Below are 22769 nucleotides of genomic sequence, written 5' to 3'. Positions count from 1 at the left end.
ACCCTCCATAAGAACAAGTTAAACAGCTCAGCCGGCGGATAGATTCACATCTGCCACGAAAGTGGGTAATATATTAATAGAAACCTGTCGGAATCTGATTCGTATTTACTATAATTAATCGAATGGTGGTGATCCCTCATGCGCAAGCCGACAAAATCCAAGCTGATCCGACTTTCACTCTTGCTGCTGGTGGCAGGGATCTCGTTGCCAGCCGGAGGCAAAACGGTCAGCGCCAATTATTTCAACAATCTGTATGATAATATCCAGCAATTCTCCGGACTGCCTGAAGAAATCAATCAGCTCAAGAACAACTATAACCAGGCTTTGCAAGAACTTGATAAAGCAAGAATCGCGTCCGAGCAGCTGCAGCAGCAAAATGTAAATCTGGCAGAACAGAACTCCAATCTTTCGGAGCAGAATCAGCAATTGACCCAAATGGTAGGTCAGCTGCAAGAGGCGGAAGCCGCGCGCAAAAGGGGAGCCGAACGCTTGAAGACGGTAGCCATAACCGCCGTGGCCTTAGCTGCCGGATACTTTGTTATCATACGTGTCCTTCGATTCGGTATGCGCCGGACAAACCGCTTGAAATAGGACAAGCTCCATATCTCTTACACCATCCATATCCTATAGACCATACAGAACAAAGGAGGCGCGGCCTTGATTATCCGAATGGAAGATGCAGCGGGCAGCGGAGCCGGACAAGCGGTGACCTTCTCCCTGACTGACGGAGACACAGTCCATGTTCTGCATCCTGAGCAGATCGTTGCCTATCGTGGTCCCTCCTCCGGACGCAGCGATCGTCTGATGAATGTGAAGGGTATCTATCGCAAGAAAAAATGGATTCGTGCCGACATTGCCGGTCCAAGCCAATTCACGGCAGCACTTCCCCCTGGCTTTAACATGCATGAGATTCAGCTGGAAGGTGAACAGGACATGCTTTATGATTTTCGGCATGTTTTCTTTTATACCAAACAAGTTACGATGCAGACACGGATACTAAAGATCAAGAACATGCTGGTAACGCGGGATGCCATTAAGATGAAGTTTTCCGGAAATGGCAGCATCGGCATCTTGACCCAGGGTCCTGTCTGCAAAGTCAAGCTGCATCCCACCGAACCGTTGTACGTAGACGCCGGGAGCATCATCGCATATCCCGAAGCAGCTAAGCTGGACCTGACCGTTTACGGCAATCATCTGGCAAGCCAGCATATGAACTACCATTGGAAGCTGACCGGTGACGGGTATGTCTTGTTTCAGGCGGGACGCCAGAATCAGCGGCTCGTTAACGAACTTAACGACGAAGGAATAATTAAGCGGTTTTTACGGGAAGCAATTCCCTTCGGCGGAGTGTTTATCAAATAATCAGGCCGTGCTATAATGGAAGGCGTAGTTAGAGCCGCAGAATATTCAACCAGAAGCGGTCGCAAGGACAACAGAAGACAATCCATGCCCCGTTAGCGGTGTATGGGAGAGGTTCGTGAACTCCCTCTATAAAAAACTATCGTGTCTTATTCGGTGTAAACCCTAAGAATAAGGCTTGTTTTTTTACGGATTCAGTTCAATGAACTTCTCTTTCTTCTACGGGATCAGCCTTCGGCTGCTCTTAATTTATGAAGGATGAGAGGTTTTTTTATGCTTAAAAATGAAAAAGCGGTTGTTGTTTTCAGCGGTGGCCAAGACAGCACCACCTGCCTGTTCTGGGCGAAGGAACGCTTTGCCGAAGTCGAGACTGTAACCTTTGATTATGGCCAACGCCATAAACTCGAAATAGAATGTGCTGCACAGATTGCCAAGGAGCAAGGCGTGAAGCAGACGGTGCTCGATATGAGCCTGCTTAATCAGCTGGCACCCAACGCGCTGACACGGAGCGATATTGAAATCGCAGAAGGTGACGGCTTGCCGACCACTTTTGTGGATGGACGGAACCTGTTGTTCCTCAGTTTTGCCGCTGTGCTTGCCAAGGGCGCCGGAGCCAAACATCTGATCACAGGCGTGTGTGAGACGGATTTCAGCGGTTATCCCGATTGCCGGGACAGCTTTATTAAATCACTCAACGTTACACTGAACTTAGCCATGGACTACCCGTTTGTCATTCATACGCCACTGATGTGGCTCGACAAATCGGAAACCTGGGAGCTTGCCGACCAGATGAACGCACTGGAATACGTTCGTGACCACACGTTAACCTGCTACAACGGCATCAAGGGAGACGGCTGCGGGGAATGCCCTGCATGCAAATTAAGAAAAGCCGGTCTCGACAACTATATGTTGCGCCGTAACCGTGTATCTGAAGGGGGGCGCCTGGTATGAGCCGCGAGCCCGGGACTTTCCGCATTGTAGAGCACCTGCAGAAGCTTGGAGAAGACATCGATGCCGGAACCCTGCGTTACCACCGGAAGCGGGTGCTTGTCTCGAAAGAGTTTACCTTTGATGCTGCCCATCATCTGCATTGTTATGAAGGAAAGTGCAAGAACCTGCACGGCCACACGTACAAAGTGGTCTTTGGTATCAGCGGTATTCCCAATGAAGTCGGTATTACCGTGGACTTTGGCGACATTAAAGATTGCTGGAAAACGGATATCGAACCTTATCTGGATCACCGTTACTTAAACGAGACCCTACCGCCAATGAACACAACAGCGGAAAACATGGTGGTCTGGCTGTTTGAAAAAATGGAGGACGCCCTCCGCAGCAAAGAGTCGCACGAGCAACAAGGCACACGAACCGAATTCGTTCGCCTGTTCGAGACGCCGACCAGCTACGCCGAGGTCAGACGGGAGTGGATGCTCCATGAATGATCAGCATGTTACAACCGCGAACGATCCGGGCCGCGGCTCCTCCGCCGCCGCAACGGTGGACCGGCCGATTCCCGTCATGGAAATCTTCGGTCCCACCGTTCAAGGTGAAGGCATGGTCGTAGGCCGCAAGACGATGTTCGTACGTACGGCAGGCTGCGACTATCGCTGCTCCTGGTGCGATTCCGCCTTTACGTGGGACGGGTCCGCCAAGGATTCCATTTCGCACATGAGTGCGGACGACATCTGGCAGGAGCTCTACCGCTTGGGCGGAGAACGCTTTGATCACGTCACGCTCTCCGGCGGGAATCCCGCTCTTCTCTCCCAGCTTGGCTCCCTTGTGAATGAATTGCATCGGCATGGAATTACCGTTGCCGTGGAGACACAGGGTTCACGCTGGCAGGATTGGCTGAACGAGGTTGACGAAGTCACCATTTCGCCGAAGCCGCCAAGCTCCGGAATGGCTACGGACTGGGGCAAGCTGGATGATATCATCTCCCGCTTGTCCGGACGTCCGCCCGGCAGATCCTTCAGCCTGAAGGTTGTGGTGTTTGACGATCACGATCTGGCTTATGCGGAGACGGTGCACGAACGTTATCCGAATGTGCCATTCTACCTGCAGACCGGCAACCCCGATGTAGGCACTGGCGATACAACCACGCTTGTCTCTCATCTGCTGGATCGGTATGAGCAGCTTGTTGAGGCTGTCATGTTATCCGACCGCTTGAACGATGTGCGTGTATTGCCGCAATTGCACACGCTCGTATGGGGGAATAAGCGCGGAGTATAACCGTCTGTAAGTATCAGCTTGATTAAGATGAAGAATACAAATAGTGATAAGGAGTTTTCGTTCATGGCTGGAAGAAAAAAAGAAGAGATGCAAGACGTTACCCTGCTCGGCAACCAAGGCACTAAATATACATTTGAATATGATCCCAGCATTCTGGAGAGCTTTGACAACAAACATGCCTACCGGGATTACTTCGTCAAATTCAACTGCCCCGAATTTACCAGCCTGTGCCCGATTACAGGCCAGCCGGACTTTGCGACCATCTACATCAGCTATATTCCGGATATCAAAATGGTCGAGAGCAAGTCTCTGAAGCTGTATCTGTTCAGCTTCCGCAACCATGGCGATTTCCATGAGGACTGCATGAACATCATCATGAATGACCTCATCAAACTGATGGATCCGAGATACATCGAAGTGTGGGGCAAATTTACCCCGCGCGGCGGCATTTCCATCGATCCGTATTGCAATTACGGTCGTCCGGGAACCAAATACGAAGACATCGCTGCAAACCGCCTGATGAACCACGACTTATATCCGGAGACAGTGGATAACCGTTAGAATGCTGCTTGTGAAAATTCAATATGTGTCAAAAAAAAGGGTTGCCCACGCACGATAAGCGGGCAACCCTTTTTGTCACAAGAATAATCGAATATATACCTACAAGGAAGATTCCATATTCCGCAGGCGGCAGCTAAGACGGCGCTTCTTGTAGAGCATTTTTCCGGCTTCGGCCACATCACTGATGGTCGCCTTATTGCTGATCGATCCAAATACGATCCCGGCAATCGGAATCAGCTGAAACAGCTTTTTCATTCCGAAGTTGTCGGTATAGGACAGGACCACTTCACGCCAGCCCTGCAGTTGGGAGAATACCTGCTCCGTCGCCTGCTCCTCATCAAAACGGGCAAGCTCTTCAAGCACGGCCTTCTTCCCCACGATGTCTGCGGATGAGAATTGCAAGCATTTTACGATGAACACCCGCTCCCGCGGATCGTTCGGATCATAACCGTAGCAGAGTGCCATCTCCTGCAGCACCTTGAGCGACTGACCCAGCACCATCGGCAGATCTGCAGCGATCGTAAACACGCCGCCGATTCCCGTTGCTGCCCCTTGCGCTGCGGCGAATTTGACACGCTTGACTGTTAGCGTATCCGCAGCGGTATCCATCACGTGGAGTGGCAATGCTGCGGCAGATGCCAGAGTCAGCTCCTCTGTCCCCGTCCTTTTCTCATCCCCGTCCTCAAACTCGCTAGCCGATTTCCTGTGATCTGATTTCACGGATGAGCTGGAAGCTGCCTCCGAAACATCCAATCCCGCGGTTTGAGCCAGTACGTTCAACACCGTCTTCTCGCGAACAAGATGCTTTCCACCGTTCTGAATAAATCCGCCAACCTCATTCAGGGCACTGCCGATTTTCTCTTGAACTGCCTTGGGGGTGAGGCGATCCAGCAGCATAAAGGGAATTCTTCCGAGCTTCTCCCAGAACATAACATCCTTCTGCTCTTTCTCCCATTTCAATATCTCTTGAAGCTGCGACTCCAGCTGTTGCCGTGATTCCATCTCCGTCATTCTCACTATCTCCTCTACCCACTATTAAAAATAACTATAGGGTGTATACGCAGCAAAACGCCAAAAAGACGCAACAAATTGAAAATTCTCTTATCAGTCTTTTCCTCCATTCGCAAAAAAAGAGGCCAACCCCTTATTCAGGTTAACCTCTCTCCTCTATTCTTCAGTCTATGCCATGTTACACCTGGATCATTTTATTTCCCTAAGTATGCGTTCAGCATCCAGGTATGCTTCTGAACATCGCTCACCATACCAGTCAACAGATCAGCAGTAGCATCGTCACCCTCTTGATTGGCTGCTTCGATTCCGGCTTTCAGTTCCACGGCAAGCTGCTCGAAATCTGCAACCAGCTGACCCACCATCTGCTCGGCACTCTTCTCATTCGAAGCTTCCTGAAGCGTGGCGAGTTTCAAGTACTGTGACATCGTTGCTGCCGGTTTGGCGCCAATGGCCAGCATCCGTTCTGCCAGCTCATCTACATAACCTGCCGCTGCGTTGTACAACTCCTCAAACTTCTCATGCAGCACATAGAATTGGGGGCCTTTGACAAACCAGTGATGATGGTGCAGCTTAACGCCAAGCAGGCTCCAGTTGGCTACCTGTGTATTCAAAATCTGCTGAAGTTCATCCGTTGTAGTTCCTTGCGTATTATGGGTTAAGTTACTCATCTATATCGTCTCCTTTTATTGTATTTAGACTTATTCTAAATCCTTGTATTAATCATACCAGATTACTCTCTCATTTGCAAAGGATATCGAAACTTATCAGATGAAGATAGGATGAAGAAATCCCCAGCTATTTATACTCTATCCTAATTTATTTTTCCATCCGCCTGCAGTGACAGGCATCATATGGCCTAACCTCACAACGCTTACGATAATCCCAGTATGGCCTTCATTTCCTTTCGCTTTTGTTTTGAATTCATCACATATAAAGTGTCCCCGGCCTCAATTACAGTATTGCCTTTGGGCGTAATAATACGCTTCTGCCGAATAATGGCCGTAAACAGGATGTCATCCGGCAGACCCAGCTCCTGAATCTCCTTACCGATAATGGGCATCTCCCCGTCCACAACGATGTGGTTAATCTCGGAATCTGCTTTGCCCAGCGCCATTAACTCCAATAAAGACGGAGCTTTGGCCTTGTCTCTCTCCACCAATGAAAGCTTCTGGGTTAGAGGGGAAATTGTCGTGCCCTGAATTACCGCGGAGGTCAGCACAACAAAGAAAACCACATTAAAAAAAAGCTCCCCCTGCTGGACTCCCGCCAGAACAGGATATGTAGCCAGCACGATCGGCACAGCTCCGCGGAGTCCGGCCCATGATATCAACATCTTCTCACGCACGGCAAACTTGGTGAACAGCAAGCTGGCGAACACGCCAATCGGCCGGGCAATGAATATTAGAATCAGAGACAACAGCAGCCCTTCCCATACAATCCCCGACAGCTCATTCGGGAACACAAGAAGTCCCAGCAGCACAAACATCACGATCTGCATCATCCAGGCAAATCCCTGATTAAATGCTTGAATCGTCTTGCGATAAGTCAACTCGGCATTGCCAAGCAGCAGCGCCATGACGTATACAGCCAGCAATCCGCTGGCTCCGAGCCAGGCGGCGGATGCATAAGTCATCACGGCAAACCCCAATGCCGTAACGGGGTACAAGCCGGAGGAATCAAAATTGATGCGGTTAATTACATATACAGCCAGCATTCCCAAGAGCACACCCACGACCAAACCGAGCCCCATCTCCATGACAAAAGAAAAAATCAGACCGAGCAAATTCATCTCCGGACGTTCTATCCATTCGATTAACGACACGGTTAAAAAAACCGCCATCGGATCATTGCTTCCGGATTCCGCTTCCAGTGTCATCCGAATCCGCCTCTTCAGATTCGTTCCACCTAGAACCGAGAATACGGCAGCAGCATCCGTCGAGCCTACAATCGCTCCGATTAATAGTCCCTCTTTTAAGGAAATATCCAGAATAAAGGCTGCGCATACTCCAATAACAACGGTGGTCAGTAAAACCCCAATCGTTGCAAGGGAAACAGCGGGTCCAAGCACCGGTTTGATCTCTTTGAAATCGGTCTGCATCCCTCCTTGAAACAAAATAACGATCAGAGCAAATATTCCGACCAGCTGCGTAAGCTCCGCATTATCGTAATAGATGAATCGGCTGAGAATCATGCCAATTGCGATAAACAACACCAGGGCAGGCATACCGAAACGGGAAGAGAACTTTGTGGTCAGGACGCTTGTCAGAAGCAAAGCGCCGCATAGCAGAATCATGGAATCAACAAAACTTGGCAAGCTCATCCCTCCGGTGTCAGATCAAGTTAAACTATATTACCCTAATAACACGTTCTTTCCGCATCAAGGCAGTTGGAATGGCCTTGGAAACCCGATCCTGACGGGAAGCAAACGTTTACTGGAAATTTCGTACCCAATGACTTTATACTGGTAATTAGCGACATGCATAGGGAGGTCTCAATCGAGTGAACATTTCTATTATGAAAGGCGATCAGTTACATCATGCAGTTGAACTGTCCGACCGTATCTTTCTTAAGCAGCCCGAACAGCCTTCTATGGGAGTATCTTTCCCTCCGATATTCTCGCCGGGCATCAGCCATTCTTACGGAGCCTGGGATCAAGACAAACTGGTTTCCTTTATGGGATTTGTACCTTTTTCCATACAAATTCGTGGTGCGAAGCTAAACATTTATTCCATCGGCTCCGTTTGTACAGATCCCGACTATCGGGGTCAGCGACTTGCCGGCACACTTCTGGAACAATGCATCCACCATGCCGAAGCTTCAGCAGCATCCTTAATTCTGATCTCTGGCGGCCGATCCTTATATACCCGGGCAGGCAGCCGTTTGTTCGGCCGGGCATACCGGTTCCGTCTATCCCCGGCCGTCATAGAGCCATTACGCACGGCAACCGGTAAACAGGTGAACATCCGGGCTATGCAGCCACAGGATCTGTTCGATGTGCACCGACTGATGGAGCTGCGAGATGCTGGATATGTTACCACTGCCTCAGAGCTTAACAAACTGCTTGATGCAAGTGCATACTCCAACGTGATCCGCCTGGAACAGCAGGTGCTTGTGGCTGAAGAAGACGGCGTATTGACTGCATTTGCGATTATTGCCGTACCAGGAACCGTCATGACTCCTTCCAGAGAATCCACCCTTGTGGAATGGGGCGGAAGCCCTGAAGCAGCTGCACTGTTGATAGCAGGCGCTATCCAGTCCTTCAATCTCACAGAGCTGACCGTTCCTCTGCCATGGCAGGATAACGAGCTCGCTGCACTCATCCAATCTGCTGGTGTCACACCTGAAAATATACGAAATGACGGAACCGTGTATCTGGTCAGCGGCCCCCGATTGCTTCGCCAATTGGCGCCTCTGCTGCCCGATGGTTTAATTCAAGCAGAGGGCGAACATGGTCCGTACCGCCTGACGCTGAACAATGAAGCATTGGTGCTCGATGATGAGGGACTGCTCTCGCTCTTGTTTGATCCGGAGTCATCTTATCGGACGAACGGCAGCGTAACCTTTGATCCTATACCTCTTCCGTATACAGCAGGTCTTCAATATATTTAGCTTTTTATATGAAGGTGCATATGTTCCTTCCTCTTATGAGGGAAGAGCATATGTGCCTTTTTTTTCAATTAAGAGTCTTAGGTGCGCTACACCTGTTATTAACAGGCCTCCACGTATAATGATTCACATGTGTACACCCCACCAGACGAATGGCCGTCCGCCTATTTTTGACTAGATAAGTGCCCTTCTTCTCCGCTTCTACATAGGATGAGGTAACCTACCTGATAGAAAGAGGTGCATGGCTTGAGTCACCATCATAAAAGAGGACTTCAAACCCAAACAAGCCTTGGTATCCCGGGTCTGATCCCCGGATATCCGTACTATCCTTATCCATACTATCCACCGTATTATCCAATCTATCCTTATCCACCATTCCCTCCAGGTTATCCGGGCGGCGGACCTGGATATCCTGGGCCGGGGCCGTGGCATCCGGGCGGACCTGGGCACGGACCTGGACCCGGCCCGTGGCATCCGGGAGGACCTGGACATGGACCTGGTCCCGGTGGACCCGGACATGGACCTGGTCCCGGCGGACCGGGACATGGACCTGGGCACGGCGGACCCGGACATGGGCCGAGGGAAACGCGAGCACAACGCAGCAAGCGATAATCAATAACACGGAAGAAATATTACAAGAATGCAGATTATCGCGCACAAGCAAACCGCCCGGGGAACCGGGCGGTTTTTGTTATCCTGTATCACATATACATAGAGATAGTACTTATCGTCTCTTTCTTGTTTCTTCCCGATCCGGACTTACAATATCAGGACTCACCGCACCGCCGTTGCCATCACCATAGCCTTGATACAGGTTAGGATCCGGAACGGCATCCTCGGTAGCAGCCGCTGCTTCGGAACGGGAATCAACGGGAGCGCCTGTTCCGCTGTATGTTCCTTCTTCACGGTAATGATGCTCATTCAGCGCGCTGTGACTCCGAAATATATCATATACCCGGCCTCCATTGGATTCATCCGCATCCACCATCACCAGAATATGGCCTTCGTTCACGTATCCTCCATACTCCTCTGCTTGCTCTTCCGGAATACCCAGACCAATCAAGCCGCCAACCAATCCACCCGCGCCGGCTCCTACGGCAGCTCCTGTAAGGGTTGCTGCGATAGGACCCGCGGCGATAATTGGCCCAATGCCCGGAATGGCCAATGCACCTAATCCAGCAAGCAATCCGGTTACACCGCCCAGCACACCACCCGTTGCTGCTCCGGAAGCCAGCCCTTCAGGTGCCTTGGTGCCTGTCTCCTCCTGAATATGGGAAGATTCACCTCGATCTTTAGCAATGACAGAGATTTCATCGGCTCCGAATCCTTGCCGCTTTAGCTCCTCAATAGCCCGGGTTGCTTCTTGTTCCGTCCTAAAGGCTCCAACAATTTTCTGAGTCATATGAATTACCTCCTGGTTTGTCATTTTCGGTTATCGCTGTACATTCCTAACTTAAACGCCAGCCGCCATAATCAAACATTGAAACCAAAATACATATTTGACCAAAACCCTATACTGGCGGGAAAGTTCCACATTTGTCCAAATTCCGGACTGGTAATATTTAACTAATGTTTCATTCATGCTAATATAGCAAGTAAGCACTTTCTACTTTAAAAATTGAATAGGTTGGTGATCCCATGAATTGGTTCAAACCATTCGAGGACGATCTTGCTGCAGCATTCTCAGCGTGTGAAGCAAGGCTAGGGGAGTTACCTGCTCCCCTGAACGAGATCGGACTATCGTATTTGAAGAAATTTGATGTATTCGAGCAGGATAGTTCCAAAAATTACATTTGTTATCTTCTTCCCTTCTGGATGAAAGAACTGACCGCACTCCCCGGCGATGTATATCGTCGTCTCTCAACCGCTAACATCATCGGCATGTTATACTACTTCATTCAAGATGACATAATGGACTCACCCCATGACAGTCAGTCTCCGATAGATCCAAAACACCATCTCGCCCTTGCCAACCTGTTGTATTATGAATTTCTAACATCCTATCAGCCATACTTCCCAGCTGAATCCAGCTTTTGGTCCTATCTCAAAACATACACGCGAGAATGGTCGGAAGGTGTCATGCATGAGACTGGAGATGATTACTTTAAGGACAATCCGATCCTGGTTGCCAAAAAAGCGGCACCGGTCAAACTCGGCAGTACCGCCGCATTGCTGCTCTCTGATCAGGCCGATCTGATCCCCCGTACAAATGACGCCATGAATCATGTCTTGCTGACCTTGCAAATGATGGACGACTGGACCGATTGGAAGCAGGATCTTGCCGATGGCAGCTACAATTGCCTGTTGTCGCTCATTAAATCTGAACAAGGGATGCCAAGTGATGCGCCTCTGACGCTATCGGAAGTACAAGAAGCACTCTATATCCACAATATACTGAAGCCCTATGCAGAGATTGCTGCAGCAACTCACGCTCATCTCTTAACGATAGAGATCGACGCCCCTCATCTCATGTCGTTCCACCAAACGATTGTAGATGAACTTCATGTCGAGGCGGAAAATATCGAAAACAGTAAAAAAACACTTTCGTTTGGCGGGTTAAACTATTATTTGTCTATACTGAACAAAAAATAATAGATTTTATATTTATTCCATGGTATTCTTTAAGAGTAAAAAATAACCAATTTATTTGAAAGGGTGATTCTAATGACGACAGAAGCCATCTTTCAAACACAATTGATTCAAAAAGCCTGGGAGGATCCTAGCTTTAAGGCAAAATTGCTCAGCGATCCTAAATCCGCCATCAAGGAAGTCCTTGGCGTACGGATTCCAGACCACATCGAGATTCGAACTCTTGAAGAAAATCCCGGCGAGCTGTATCTGGTCATTCCTCCGAATCCAACGGGCGTGATCAAATCTGAAGCCAAAGAAAGAGCCATCTGGTAAAGACTACATAACAGCAGGGGAATTTCATAAATAGATTCACAAGAAAAACATCAATCAACGTGCTTCCTTAGAAGGACAAACCACGTTGAGAAGATGTTTTTCTTGCGATTATCGGTAAAAAGAGTGGGAACGACAGCCGTCCATCGCTACCGCAGCTCTGGCGAATCATTCGCAAGCTGCGGGAAGCGTAATGATGGCATCCGTCCCCACTCCTTTTCTGCTTGTAAAAAAGATATCTCCGTCCATCGCCTCGATAATTCGGAAGGTTACCATCAAACCAAGACCGGTTCCTTTGGTTTTGTTGGAGAAATAAGGTTCTCCAAGCCGAGCTATTACATCCGCCCCCATCCCCTCTCCATTATCAACAACATGGATAAATACTTGATTCTGCTGCCGGTAACAACGGATATGAACCACCCCTTCTTCTCCCAGTGCCTCAATGCTGTTCTTGATAATATTAATGAAAGCCTGCTTGAATTTGGAGGAGTTTCCCCGAATGGTAATATCCTCTGGAATATCCACAGTGATCCTGCCTCCCTGCAGATGGGCGAGAGGGGCAAGTATGCCTTCGATATGCTTGAATTCTTCGGAAATCTGAAGCAGCGTGTCTTTGCCGAATTCCGGTTTGGCAAAGGTTAAGAAATCCGTAATAATACCGGAAGCACGGTCCAGCTCCACCAGAGCCAAATCCAAATATTCGCGTTCGGCAGCCTCCGCCTTTCCAGTAAGCAGCTGCAGGAACCCCCGCGTAACCTGAAGCGGATTGCGAACCTCGTGTGCGACCGATGCTGCCAACTCACTGATGATCTCCATCTTCTCCGAACGCTGCAGCTCATTGTTGAACATCTCAAGCTCTTTGGAGTATTGAAGAATCTGCTCATGATTTTTGGCAAAATGTCGCCCAAGGATAACAATCAATGCAATAATGAAGCTGACAATCCCCCACTTCCAGAGGAACAGATTGTAGCTGCCCCGGGTCATGAAAAATTGCAGCAGCTCTCCCAAACCTATAACGGCAAACACGGCAAAACCTGCATTGAAAATGACGGCATCCCTATTGCCCCTGAAGGCATAAAACATCGAGCTTCCAATCAGCAATATGAACTGAATGATCATCACAAACCCCATGACTTGCACGGAAAAGAAATAATACAAATCAAACCATTGATTGGAAGCCAATTGATTGACCACCAGAAACAGCCCGCAAAACAGCGAATAAACCACCTGAAATTTACGGAGTTTATGCAGCATATTTTTCCAACCGAGCCCGAATATTTTTTCAAAAAAGAGACTGAACGAAGGGAGTAGAATAAACAAAGAAATGTCGTATAAGTGAGTGTAGATATGTCCATATTCATCAAAAATCGTATAAAGAAACGGGGAGTATGTAAAAACAAGTATGCCTACAGATAAAACAATAAAGGACAGCGATAATACGGCAATCAAATATTTTCTGTTAAGGAAAATAGCGCAGATCAGCATAACAAAAGCAATAAAAACAAAGGCGCTTCCTAGAATGATATCCACCAAATTCGACTTAACAAACTGGTTTAGCAGATCATGATATTCGCCGACAAGGATCTTGCCTTCAATCGTCACATGATCCCTCGCGGTTTCCAGCCAAATGTGAAGGTCCTTGCCAAGCAGCTCCTTATCCAAAGGAAGCAGGATGTGGTTCAACTCATAATTGTACGCTCTTGTAGATTCGTAAACCTTCACATGATCGGCATAAACTGCAACCTGCTGTCCATGCAGCTTTTCGATCAAAATCCCCGGAGACGCAGCTGTAATTTCAGGAATTTTCATATGAATCCATGCGGATGTCTTGGCATGCGGCTTCGATGGCTCTGAAGCACCAGCTGAAGTCTCCGTCCAGTCTTCCCTATGTGCGGGTACACTCTCCGGTATTCCTCCGGACTCGGACCAGAGGATTCTCCACTCTTTAATCGCTGCCCGTGCTGCCGTTTCTTCGGTGGCAAAGACAAGCCTGGGGTAGCCCTGGCTTAAAGCAATAACGATGATCAGGAACACAGCGATTCTCCATCCAGACCTCATTGACGCACCTCAAACATTATAATGAGTGAATACCTTTACTGAAGTTATTCGATGCAGCAAAACCTTCCACCTTCTAAATTTCGGAAAAATGATAAAATTTCCTATTCATTATGTAAAAAAGCGGAAACAAACCGTAAAATAAGAATGGCGGTGCCAGGATATTATCCCTTTAGCACCGCCATGTCTCTGTACTTCAATTTAGATGGGTGAGGTAAGGCTGTTCGTCCAGTGAGCAAATCTGCTTTTGGGACATCTCCTCATGGTGCAGCTACTCTGGTTGCGATACATTCGCAGCCGGAAACCGGATAACAACCTCGGTTCCACTCCCCTTTTCGCTCTTAAAATGGATGGTCCCACGCATCGCTTCAATAATCCGGAAGGTAACCATCAATCCAAGCCCCGTCCCTTTGGACTTATTCGAGAAATAAGCCTCACCGAGTCTTTCCAGATCACGGGCGTCCATGCCAATGCCATTATCCTTAATGTGTATCACGACTTCTTCCGACTCGGCATACGCCCAGATGCGAATAATCCCCTCTTCATCCAATGCCTCTATGCTGTTCTTGACGATGTTAATCATCGCCTGCTTCAATTTGGAAGAGTTGCCGTTAATATATAAATCCTTGGTATCATCAAGCTTGATTGTCCCCCCGCTAAGATTCGCAAGCGGAAGCAGGATCCCTTTCACGTGCTTAAGCTCCTCATACACATTCAGCTTGACCTCATGCTCCAATTCAGGCTTGGCAAAGGTGAGGAAATCCGTGATGATGGCGGACGCCCGGTCCAGCTCCTTCAGCGCCAAGCCAAAGTACTCCTTCTCGGTCTCCTTGGAGTTTTGTGACAAAAGCTGCATGAAGCCGCGCGTCACTTGCAGCGGATTGCGAACCTCGTGTGCAACCGAGGCGGCCAGCTCACTGATGATCTCCATTTTCTCCGAACGCTGGAGTTCGTTATTAAACATCTCGAGCTTCCGGGAATATTGGACCACTTGCTCATGACTGCGGACAAATTTGCGGCCAAGCATAACGATCAGGGAAACAATCAGCGCGATAACGCCCCATTTCCATAGAAAAAAATCATATTTCTGGTCTTTATAATAGAAGGCCAGCAAATCTCCCAGCGTTGTTAACGCCATGATACCAAAGCCAAATGAAAAGATATAAGCATCCTTATTCCGCTTGGAAGCATAGAGAATCGTGGTTCCAACCAGCAGCAGGAGCTGCAGAATAATCAGGACGCCCAGAATTTGCACCGAGACGAGATAATAAATGTCATAGAACTGATTGCCGCTAAGCAAGTTCACGACAAGGAATATAACACAAGCCAGGGAATAGATCATCTGGAACCTTCGGCAATATCGAATCAGACGATAAGGACCGGAACCATATATTTTTTCGAAATAATAATACATCGCCGGCAGCACCGTTAAAAGCGCAACATCAAATGCCGTAACCCACACATTTCCGAGATCACCGTAGAAGGTATACAAGAAAGGGGAGTACGTAATAAGCAAGGCCCCGCTTGCCAGTATCACCACACTAAGTGCAAGCCAGCTGGATACCGTATGCTTCGGAAGAAACAGGCAGCAGCAGAACATCACCACGGCAATAAACAGAAATGAGCTCCCCAATATGAAATCTTCCAGGTCGTTCTTGATGAACGCTCCCCGCAGTTGGTCATATTCGCCAAGTCTGACGTTGCTGTCAATGCCCAGCGTTATATCACTGACGCCGCTCATCCATAGGTAAATGGTCTTTCCAGCGTCCTCCGGATGAATGGGGAGAAGCAGCGAATGGTTTGTATACATATAGTCTCGCTTGGCTTCGTATAACAGTTCATTCTCCAGAAAAACCATAACATTCTGTCCCTTAATGCGATCAATCATGATAGCGGACTGGCTCCACGGAAACTTGGGCAAGGTAAAACGATTCCATGCCGAATATACCCCATCTGACTTTGGGGGTCCCGTTTCATCTGGTCTTCCCTCTACCCATCTCCCTGGATCCTGGATATTGGCTGGCGAAACGACGTCCTGTGGTTCCAGATCCCGCATATACTGCCAGTCGGGGATCAAGATTTGAGCATCGTATGCGTCCGCTTGTTCCGGTGACATCATGGATATAAACAGCAGCAGCGGCAGCACCAGCAGGAATATGTATTTGGGCATATCCTTCATCTAGTCAGCACCTCTAACCGTTATCATAGTCAATAAAAATGCGTTGCCTTCCTCGCTATGTCTAATTCGACAAACTTCGTGTCCATTTACAATCAATATAACATGAAACGGGTGTGGCGTTCGTAAAATTTTATTACCATATGGCAAAATAAAAAGGGACTGCCCGTAACCTAAAGGTTTAAGAGCAGTCCCTTGCATCATTAGTGCGCAGAGCTCGAGGCAAGACCAACTTTATCAACCATCCGCTGGCTTTCCTCATTAAGACCAACCAGGGTGGTTTCTTTTCCAGCTTCCTTGTATTTGTTCACTACCTTGGAAATGGCGTTCGTGGCTGACTGATCCCAGACATGGGACTTGGAGAAATCAATCACAACACATTCCGGATCCTCATTCACATTAAACAGGTCTACGAAATACATCATCGTTCCAAAAAATAGCTGCCCCCGGATCTCATATACCTTCGTTCCATTCGGCTGCGTGTGCGGAACCGCATGAATACGGGCCATCTTCCAGCCGAAATTCAGTGCGCTTAAAATAATGCCAATCATGACCCCGATTGCCAGGTTATGTGTTGCAACGACAATGATCACTGTTGCCAGCATGACAATGGCATCCCCTAAGGGCACCCGATGAAGCGTGCGGAGAGATCCCCATTCAAACGTACCGATCGAAACCATGAACATCACGCCCACAAGAGCGGCCATAGGAATCTGCTTCACAACATCCCCCAGTACAATGATGAGGAATAGCAGGAACACACCGGATACCAAAGTAGACAATCGGGTGCGCCCTCCCGATTTTACATTAATGACGGTCTGCCCAATCATGGCGCATCCTGCCATACCGCCGAAAAATCCAGTAATCACATTAGAGAGACCTTGACCACGAATTTCACGATTCTTATCACTGCCCGTCTCCGTCATCTCATCCACGAGTGAAGCCGTCAGAAGCGATTCCGTTATCCCGACTACCGCAAGTGCAAGAGAGATAGGCAGTATCGTCAGGATCATATCCAAACTGATGCTTACATTCGGTAAATGAAAGAACGGAAGGGTCTGCGTAATGTTGCCCATGTCTCCCACCGTTTGGACAGGCGCTCCGGACCAAACGGCGATGATCGTCATCACGATAATGGCAACAAGTGCGGATGGAACGGCTTTGGTCACCAGCGGCAGCAGATAAATAATGAGCAGCGTTCCGACCACCATCAAGTACATGGGCCACGATTCCCCTTTGAAATTCGGAAGCTGGGCCAGAAAAATAATGATTGCCAGCGAGTTCACAAATCCGGTAATGACCGGCTGGGGAACAAATGTGATAAAACGTCCGAATTTGAGCGCTCCCATCACCATCTGCAAGAGCCCAGTGAGAATGGTTGCCGCGTATAAATACTCAATCCCGTGTTGAACCACAAGCGGTCCCATCAACGATGCCATGGCCCCTGTCGCCGCAGAAATCATGCCTGGACGCCCGCCAAAAAACGAAATGCTGACAGCAATCACGAAGGAGGCATAGAGCCCCACCATAGGATCCACGCCCGCCATGATCGAGAACGCAATCGCTTCGGGTATGAGCGCAAATGCTACCGTCAATCCGGATAAAATATCTTTGCGCGAGTTGCCAAAGAAGCCTTGTTTAATCCATTGAAACAAAGTCATAATCACTTCCATTCTATTGTAATGGTTGACAATCCACTCTCAGAATTGTCGGGGCCGTTAATCACTTTTTTGATTATAGCGGGATCATTTATAAAATTCATTATGCAATTAAGCGCATATACCCCATAAAATCCTTTATTTCCTCCTGCTTAGCTACTCTTTCGTCCATTTTCCTATTCTGAAGATTTTCATAATACGCGGAGTGACAGGGCATGCTAACACTTACTTGGTTCACCATAACCTGGACGTTTCGGGATTCATTCTTGTTTCAGCGGGTAAAGTCGAAGTATAGAAAAATTATTTCATATGGATTGAAGGAAGGAGCTGTGCAACATGCGAGATGAAAACAATCGTAATACGCTAGCGGATTTGACATATTTGGAATTTGAGGCCAGTCGAAGAGTAGAGGATGCGGACATGATTCCGAAGGATGATCTGAGGGATGTGAACACCTACACGGAGCAAAGTCTTAGCAGTGAGCATGCGGATCATATCGCATACGATCTGAATGAAGCAGCTCCTGCGGACGCGAAACCCGAGGAACGTTTGAATCCCGATCGCAGCGCCATCGATGCGTGGGAGGCTACCGGTGCTGAGCCCGATCAGCGGACGATTGCCGGCGAGAGGATCTCTTCGTCTGCGGGAATCAAAGAAACGGACCGACTGCAGGCGGATCGATCAGTCCACGAAACCGTCAACCGGGATGTCGCGGATGATGTGGCTGATCGGGAATGGCGGGCCATTGAGGCAGAGCCCCCTACTCGTCCCGGTGATGAAGTCATCGCGGAGTATGCTGGGGACAGGGAGCAGCGGGTTGCGGCCGACGCTGCATTAACCGGCAGCGGGACTGCATTTCTTAATCAGGATATATTTAAGGATTACCCCTCTGAAACGGATCAATATATGCCGCTCGAAGATATACCGGATGCGGACGCCATCTCGGCCAATAGCCCGGTGGACCCTGCAGCACCGCCAGATGAAGGCATGCACGGAATTGATCTTCTGAACGGCAGTCATGGCGAGGAGGATTAAGTAATAGCAGAAGACCCGCCTCTCCCATATGAGAAGGCGGGTCTTCTGCTATCCATCTATTTTCCGAATATGATATCCAGCCAGCCGAGAAAGGACATCCACAGCAAAATGCCGATCAGCGTGCCCCATATGAGTGCTGTTAATATATTTCCCTTTCTTTCCATGCCTATGCCTCCCATACATCCATCTTTATAGTAAACCAGTATGGGTCAAACTATCAGTTCTTATACCAGCCGCTACCTTTTTCAAAGACTTGATTTAATAGGAGGAACAGCCGATGAAGAAGCAACCTGACGAGAACAAACGTTTAGTGACCGAACGCGACATTGATGAGGAATTTGGTCTGTTTAAGGAAGATTCATACCCGGACAGCATTCCCATTCCTGACAGCATCAAACACGAGAAACCCGATGGCAGTGAAACCAGTAACCGCGGAAACGACTCCTCATCCTAAAACTTTATGATCAACATGATGGAAACGTGAATCTCTTCTTTCACCCCTGCCATACCTTCCAACATACACTACACCACACGACCCTGGAAGGATGATGATTAAGATGAAAGGATTGCCGCTCCATCACGGAGGACATAAAATCACGCTGCAGCAGCGACTGGCTTCCTTAACCGGACATCTGGTAGAGATCAACGCTCCCCATACCGGGTTAGAGCCCGGGCGGTTGCAGCGGGTATTCCCGAAAAATTTTGTTAAGGTACAAGGTGAGCTCTTCGTGCCCTCCAGTCTCAATTCGATCCGGGTATTTGACGTCAAACCGCCAATGAGAACGGTACTTGTGGGGGTACGGACCACCTTCCCTACCCGCGGCGCCTTTAATCGGATCCGGCTTGTCAGAATCGGAGCCGATTTTATTGAGCTGCTCGCCAAGGACAAAAACCGTTCGCGAATTCTGCTTCCCTTAAACAAAGTGGAGGGCATATTCCCGGCAAAATAAGCGCTTAGCCCTTCCAGCTTCTCTTGCTAGAGCCTCCGGACTGATGCCAAGTCCCGAGGCTCTTATTTTAAGTTGCAGAAAACAAAGGGTCTGTGTTCCGTGAAGATTTGCCGATAAATGCTTCTCTAATGTATACTCTATGTTTTCGATTTTCAGTACTTGTCCAACCTGTGTTAAGATATGATTCAGATGAAATATTTAAGCCTTGATTAGGAATAGCACAGGAGGAGTCAAAGATGTTGAAACGTAGAACACGCTGGATGCCCGCTCTATTTGTAGTACTTGCATTACTGCTCGTAATGACGGCATGCGGCCAGAATGACAAGGGTACCGAAGGTGGCGCTGCGGGCGGCACCGGCACCTCGAACGGGGCAGCTCCCGAAACGGAGCCGCCGAAGGAGACGGAAGTTAAGCAGAACGTTCCTGACCCGAACGCCAGTCATCCCATCGTCACAATTGAGATGGAGAACGGCAAAACGATAAAGCTGGAGCTTTATCCTGAAGTTGCACCGAATACGGTAAACAATTTCATCTCGCTGGTGGAACAAGGCTTCTATGACGGGACAGGCTTCCACCGCGTCATCCCCGGCTTTATGATTCAGGGGGGCGACCCGGATGGAAATGGAACAGGCGGACCCGATTACGAGATTGCAGGAGAATTCACATCCAACGGATTTCAGAATGACCTGAAGCATACAACAGGCGTCCTGTCCATGGCACGAGCACAGAATCCCAACTCCGCCGGCTCGCAATTCTTCATCATGGTGGCGGATGCGCCATCCCTGGATGCGGAGTACGCTTCCTTCGGAAAGGTTATTGAAGGAATGGAGGTTGCAGAGGAAATCGTGGGCTTGGAGCGGGATCAGATGGACAAACCGCTGGAGGTTCCCGTCATGAAAAAAGTGACGGTAGATACACTCGGCAAGGACTATCCGGAACCTAAGAAGCAGGAATAGAGATCTCCCTTCCAGTCCAGCCATAAACAAACGGAATAGGACCCGACGCATTCATTATGCGTACGGGTCCTGTTTTTTTAGGTCGCCACCCGTAATCAGCTGTTACGAATGGGCTGGTTTCTCTATGACATACAGGCAGGTGCTGTCGGGCAGCTTCACCGGCTGACCTTCCTCGTCCATGAACACAATACGATCGGCCAATGCTTCCGCATACCCTTCCTGCAGGTAATGCTGCTGGACCCGGATAATCGCTTCTTCTCCTAATGTCTTACGTATACATTCTTCGTACTGTGAAGGCGTGAAATAGCCAAACTGCTCCTGCACCTCATGAACATAAGCTTCGGCTCCCCAAGTATAGGTGTACAAAAATTCCATCGCATCGTTCACAGGCAAACGCACTTCATCCTGAGCCAGCTGCTCGTAAACAATCTCTCGTCCCTTGAAGTCGGACGCATACCGAAGCAGCCATTCCAGACCATCCGCTTCCCGGAAACGGATCCTTCTCATCGTATCCACCGGCTCGGTCATAATCCCGTCCCGGATAATGATGCGGCCGCCAGGTCTAAGCACCTCGTAGGCACTGAATAATGCCGCCTCTACCGTAGCCCTATTGAAACGGAAGCCGTCCATCTCAATGTAGGAGTACAGCTCATGAATGATCGAGGAGAAGATTACAGTGTCGACACTGCCCGGCTCCACATATTCCCTAAGACGAAGCGCATCTCCCTTCAGTACCTCCCATGGCTTATGCTCCAGACGTTTGCGTTTCTCCAAAGCTTCAATCACATTCGAGGATATGTCGATCCCGACTGGACGCACATGCGGCAGCTGTTCCTCCATCAGATCCAGCAGCACGCCGCCGCCAGGACCAATATCAAGCACAACCTCTCCCGTGATATAATCCAGAATCACTTTCTTGTAATCGCCTGTACTGTTCATATCGTTCAAGTAACTCTCTTCATTATGAAACCGGTCATACGCATCCCGGCGCAGCCCGAACAGGTCGAACAGCAGCAGCACCGCCTTCTCATAGAGTGGAGACTTCTCCGCTTCGATGCAGAACTCGATTAATTTCTCGGCCGCACGAGAGAATTCAAAGGTAAAGAATACCATGTCCGGCAGCTCCGGCTTCCGTTCAATCCGGTGACTCAGATGAGGATTGACGGTAGCTGGCCCATGAAGGCAAGTATTCCAATCCATTTGGCGCAAATATTGCTCAATCATTCTTTTCTTGTATACGTTCAGCTTCTTAACGCCTTGATAATCGTAATACATATCGTTCATCAACGGTTCGAAGCTTAAGTGGCTCACAGAACCCGGATTCACCTCCTCCTGCTGCCTCTCCAATCCCTGGTCTTCCCTGTACAACTTCTTCGGGTGAAGGGCAAGCAGAAGAACCTTCATAAACTCTTCCAGTGAGTAATCCTGCAATGCGGCTTCGACATACCAGAGCGTCATATTCTGAAATCCGTGAAGCGCATGCGTCAAATCCGTCTGCTGACGGATCTGACTCAGCTGCCGGTCGAAGTCCTCGCCCCGGGCAATGGAGGCGGTTCGAAGACGGCGCAGACGGTCCTCATACGTCCACATATTCGGCTGCGTCCCAGTTGCGAGACGGCGAATGAGCGCCGTGACTTCTTCCTGAACGGAATGCCAAAGTTCTTCCGATACGGCACCGACGATGCAGTGGTTTAGGGGGATCAGCAGCCGGACCAGCTCATCTGCTGTCAGTTGTCCCTGTTCCACCAACTGAAGCAGGGGCAGGTTTTCCTCAAAAGGCACCTCTCCCCGAATGTGTTGACCCACCAGTCCGTGGGTAAGAATGAGTGTGTGGACCATCTCTTCATGCGGGGTCATGACGCCTCCGGTATCCCGGATATGTCTCTCATACAGCTGGGCAGACCCGATATTATGCAGGAACAAATTGACCCCTGACTGCTGCCAGCGAAGGCGATCCCGCATGGTTCCGCCCTTGGCGGTTTCAGCCCACATCAGCACTTCCTCCAGCAGTTCCTTGATCCAATAGGACACAGGCAGTGAATCCAGTATCTTTAACGTGCGTTCTACGTAATCCAGCACAGGGTTTGCCGCTGCCAATTGTCCGATGGATGTAATTCGTTCCAGGTTCACGATTCTTTCTTCAGCCGATACCAGCTTCATCAGCCACGAATGAGGCTTTGCAGCCGTCTCATCCCCCTGACGAATAGCGGTAATGGCATCCAGTGCGTGCAGCATAGTTGATCCTCCACTTCCTGTATTCCTGTAATCAAATGAA

22 protein-coding genes and 1 riboswitch are annotated in these 22769 nt (G+C 49.1%); of the genes, 13 read left to right on the top strand and 9 right to left on the bottom strand.

The features are described from left to right. Positions 1–138 precede the first annotated feature (138 nt). The 6 genes from PGL02S_RS21385 to queF all read left to right on the top strand — a co-directional run bounded on the left by PGL02S_RS21385 (position 139) and on the right by queF (position 4146). Positions 139–591: a hypothetical protein gene (locus PGL02S_RS21385; RefSeq protein WP_006208701.1), complete on the top strand. Its 453-nt coding sequence runs from the start codon at positions 139–141 to the stop codon at positions 589–591. A 66-nt stretch (positions 592–657) separates the two neighbouring features. Further along, positions 658–1362, top strand: coding sequence for an AIM24 family protein (locus tag PGL02S_RS21380; protein WP_006208700.1), 705 nt, complete (start codon positions 658–660; stop codon positions 1360–1362). Positions 1363–1464: 102 nt separating this feature from the next. Then, positions 1465–1502: riboswitch (PreQ1 riboswitch) on the top strand. A 130-nt stretch (positions 1503–1632) separates the two neighbouring features. Beyond that, positions 1633–2310, top strand: coding sequence for a 7-cyano-7-deazaguanine synthase QueC (gene queC, locus PGL02S_RS21375; protein ID WP_036641320.1), 678 nt, complete (start codon positions 1633–1635; stop codon positions 2308–2310). Then, the gene (gene queD, locus PGL02S_RS21370; RefSeq protein ID WP_036641318.1) at positions 2307–2798 is read left to right on the top strand and encodes a 6-carboxytetrahydropterin synthase QueD; all 492 of its coding nucleotides are present in this window, start codon (positions 2307–2309) and stop codon (positions 2796–2798) included. Before queC ends, queD begins: the two co-directional genes overlap by 4 nt. Continuing rightward, positions 2791–3585 (top strand): 7-carboxy-7-deazaguanine synthase QueE, encoded by a 795-nt coding sequence (queE, locus tag PGL02S_RS21365; RefSeq protein ID WP_036641317.1) that lies wholly within the window; start codon positions 2791–2793, stop codon positions 3583–3585. Before queD ends, queE begins: the two co-directional genes overlap by 8 nt. 63 nt (positions 3586–3648) lie before the next feature. Continuing rightward, positions 3649–4146: a preQ(1) synthase gene (queF, locus tag PGL02S_RS21360; protein ID WP_036641315.1), complete on the top strand. Its 498-nt coding sequence runs from the start codon at positions 3649–3651 to the stop codon at positions 4144–4146. Between the two features lie 99 nt (positions 4147–4245). Here queF and PGL02S_RS21355 read toward each other — a convergent pair whose 3' ends face one another. From PGL02S_RS21355 to PGL02S_RS21345, 3 genes are all read right to left on the bottom strand, one after another. After that, a complete protein-coding gene (locus PGL02S_RS21355; protein WP_036641314.1) occupies positions 4246–5157 on the bottom strand; it encodes an EcsC family protein in 912 nt (303 codons plus the stop codon). Positions 5158–5351: 194 nt separating this feature from the next. Then, positions 5352–5825, bottom strand: coding sequence for a Dps family protein (locus tag PGL02S_RS21350; RefSeq protein WP_006208694.1), 474 nt, complete (start codon positions 5823–5825; stop codon positions 5352–5354). Positions 5826–6028: 203 nt separating this feature from the next. Then, positions 6029–7477, bottom strand: a complete 1449-nt coding sequence (locus tag PGL02S_RS21345; protein WP_036641311.1) for a potassium/proton antiporter — start codon at positions 7475–7477, stop codon at positions 6029–6031. Between the two features lie 179 nt (positions 7478–7656). On the opposite strand from PGL02S_RS21345, the gene PGL02S_RS21340 reads away from it, so the two are divergent. Then, the gene (locus tag PGL02S_RS21340) at positions 7657–8766 is read left to right on the top strand and encodes a GNAT family N-acetyltransferase (protein ID WP_036641308.1); all 1110 of its coding nucleotides are present in this window, start codon (positions 7657–7659) and stop codon (positions 8764–8766) included. Positions 8767–8983: 217 nt separating this feature from the next. Here PGL02S_RS21340 and PGL02S_RS28330 read toward each other — a convergent pair whose 3' ends face one another. Both PGL02S_RS28330 and PGL02S_RS21330 read right to left on the bottom strand, forming a co-directional pair. Further along, positions 8984–9421, bottom strand: a complete 438-nt coding sequence (locus PGL02S_RS28330; RefSeq protein ID WP_162158345.1) for a hypothetical protein — start codon at positions 9419–9421, stop codon at positions 8984–8986. Positions 9422–9487: 66 nt separating this feature from the next. Continuing rightward, positions 9488–10165, bottom strand: a complete 678-nt coding sequence (locus PGL02S_RS21330) for a general stress protein (RefSeq protein WP_006208690.1) — start codon at positions 10163–10165, stop codon at positions 9488–9490. A 236-nt stretch (positions 10166–10401) separates the two neighbouring features. Here PGL02S_RS21330 and PGL02S_RS21325 point away from each other — a divergent pair, with 236 nt between their 5' ends. Both PGL02S_RS21325 and PGL02S_RS21320 read left to right on the top strand, forming a co-directional pair. After that, positions 10402–11355, top strand: a complete 954-nt coding sequence (locus PGL02S_RS21325) for a class 1 isoprenoid biosynthesis enzyme (RefSeq protein WP_036641303.1) — start codon at positions 10402–10404, stop codon at positions 11353–11355. A 72-nt stretch (positions 11356–11427) separates the two neighbouring features. Then, positions 11428–11667, top strand: a complete 240-nt coding sequence (locus tag PGL02S_RS21320) for an NHLP leader peptide family RiPP precursor (RefSeq protein WP_006208688.1) — start codon at positions 11428–11430, stop codon at positions 11665–11667. A 165-nt stretch (positions 11668–11832) separates the two neighbouring features. Here PGL02S_RS21320 and PGL02S_RS21315 read toward each other — a convergent pair whose 3' ends face one another. The 3 genes from PGL02S_RS21315 to PGL02S_RS21305 form a co-directional block, all read right to left on the bottom strand. Continuing rightward, positions 11833–13722: a sensor histidine kinase gene (locus PGL02S_RS21315; protein WP_152827557.1), complete on the bottom strand. Its 1890-nt coding sequence runs from the start codon at positions 13720–13722 to the stop codon at positions 11833–11835. Between the two features lie 268 nt (positions 13723–13990). Continuing rightward, entirely contained in the window at positions 13991–15889 is a 1899-nt protein-coding gene (locus PGL02S_RS21310; protein ID WP_244892244.1) for a sensor histidine kinase, read from the bottom strand. Between the two features lie 209 nt (positions 15890–16098). Continuing rightward, positions 16099–17556, bottom strand: a complete 1458-nt coding sequence (locus tag PGL02S_RS21305) for a SulP family inorganic anion transporter (protein ID WP_036641300.1) — start codon at positions 17554–17556, stop codon at positions 16099–16101. 333 nt (positions 17557–17889) lie between these two features. Here PGL02S_RS21305 and PGL02S_RS21300 point away from each other — a divergent pair, with 333 nt between their 5' ends. The 4 genes from PGL02S_RS21300 to PGL02S_RS21290 all read left to right on the top strand — a co-directional run bounded on the left by PGL02S_RS21300 (position 17890) and on the right by PGL02S_RS21290 (position 20494). Then, positions 17890–18588: a hypothetical protein gene (locus PGL02S_RS21300; protein WP_006208684.1), complete on the top strand. Its 699-nt coding sequence runs from the start codon at positions 17890–17892 to the stop codon at positions 18586–18588. A 277-nt stretch (positions 18589–18865) separates the two neighbouring features. Further along, entirely contained in the window at positions 18866–19042 is a 177-nt protein-coding gene (locus PGL02S_RS28325) for a hypothetical protein (protein ID WP_006208682.1), read from the top strand. A gap of 103 nt (positions 19043–19145) precedes the next feature. Continuing rightward, the gene (locus tag PGL02S_RS21295; RefSeq protein WP_036641298.1) at positions 19146–19538 is read left to right on the top strand and encodes a hypothetical protein; all 393 of its coding nucleotides are present in this window, start codon (positions 19146–19148) and stop codon (positions 19536–19538) included. Between the two features lie 236 nt (positions 19539–19774). Then, positions 19775–20494, top strand: coding sequence for a peptidylprolyl isomerase (locus PGL02S_RS21290; protein ID WP_036641296.1), 720 nt, complete (start codon positions 19775–19777; stop codon positions 20492–20494). A gap of 102 nt (positions 20495–20596) precedes the next feature. Here the strand turns inward: PGL02S_RS21290 and PGL02S_RS21285 are convergent, their stop codons facing one another. Next, complete coding sequence (locus PGL02S_RS21285) at positions 20597–22729, bottom strand: class I SAM-dependent methyltransferase (RefSeq protein ID WP_036641294.1); 2133 nt, start codon at positions 22727–22729, stop codon at positions 20597–20599. Between the last annotated feature and the right edge of the window lie 40 nt (positions 22730–22769).

Source organism: Paenibacillus glucanolyticus NBRC 15330, assembly GCF_004000885.1.
GTDB lineage: Bacteria > Bacillota > Bacilli > Paenibacillales > Paenibacillaceae > Paenibacillus_AQ > Paenibacillus_AQ glucanolyticus.
Note: the sequence above shows the minus strand (reverse complement) of the source record. Positions and strands in the feature narration are given on the sequence as shown.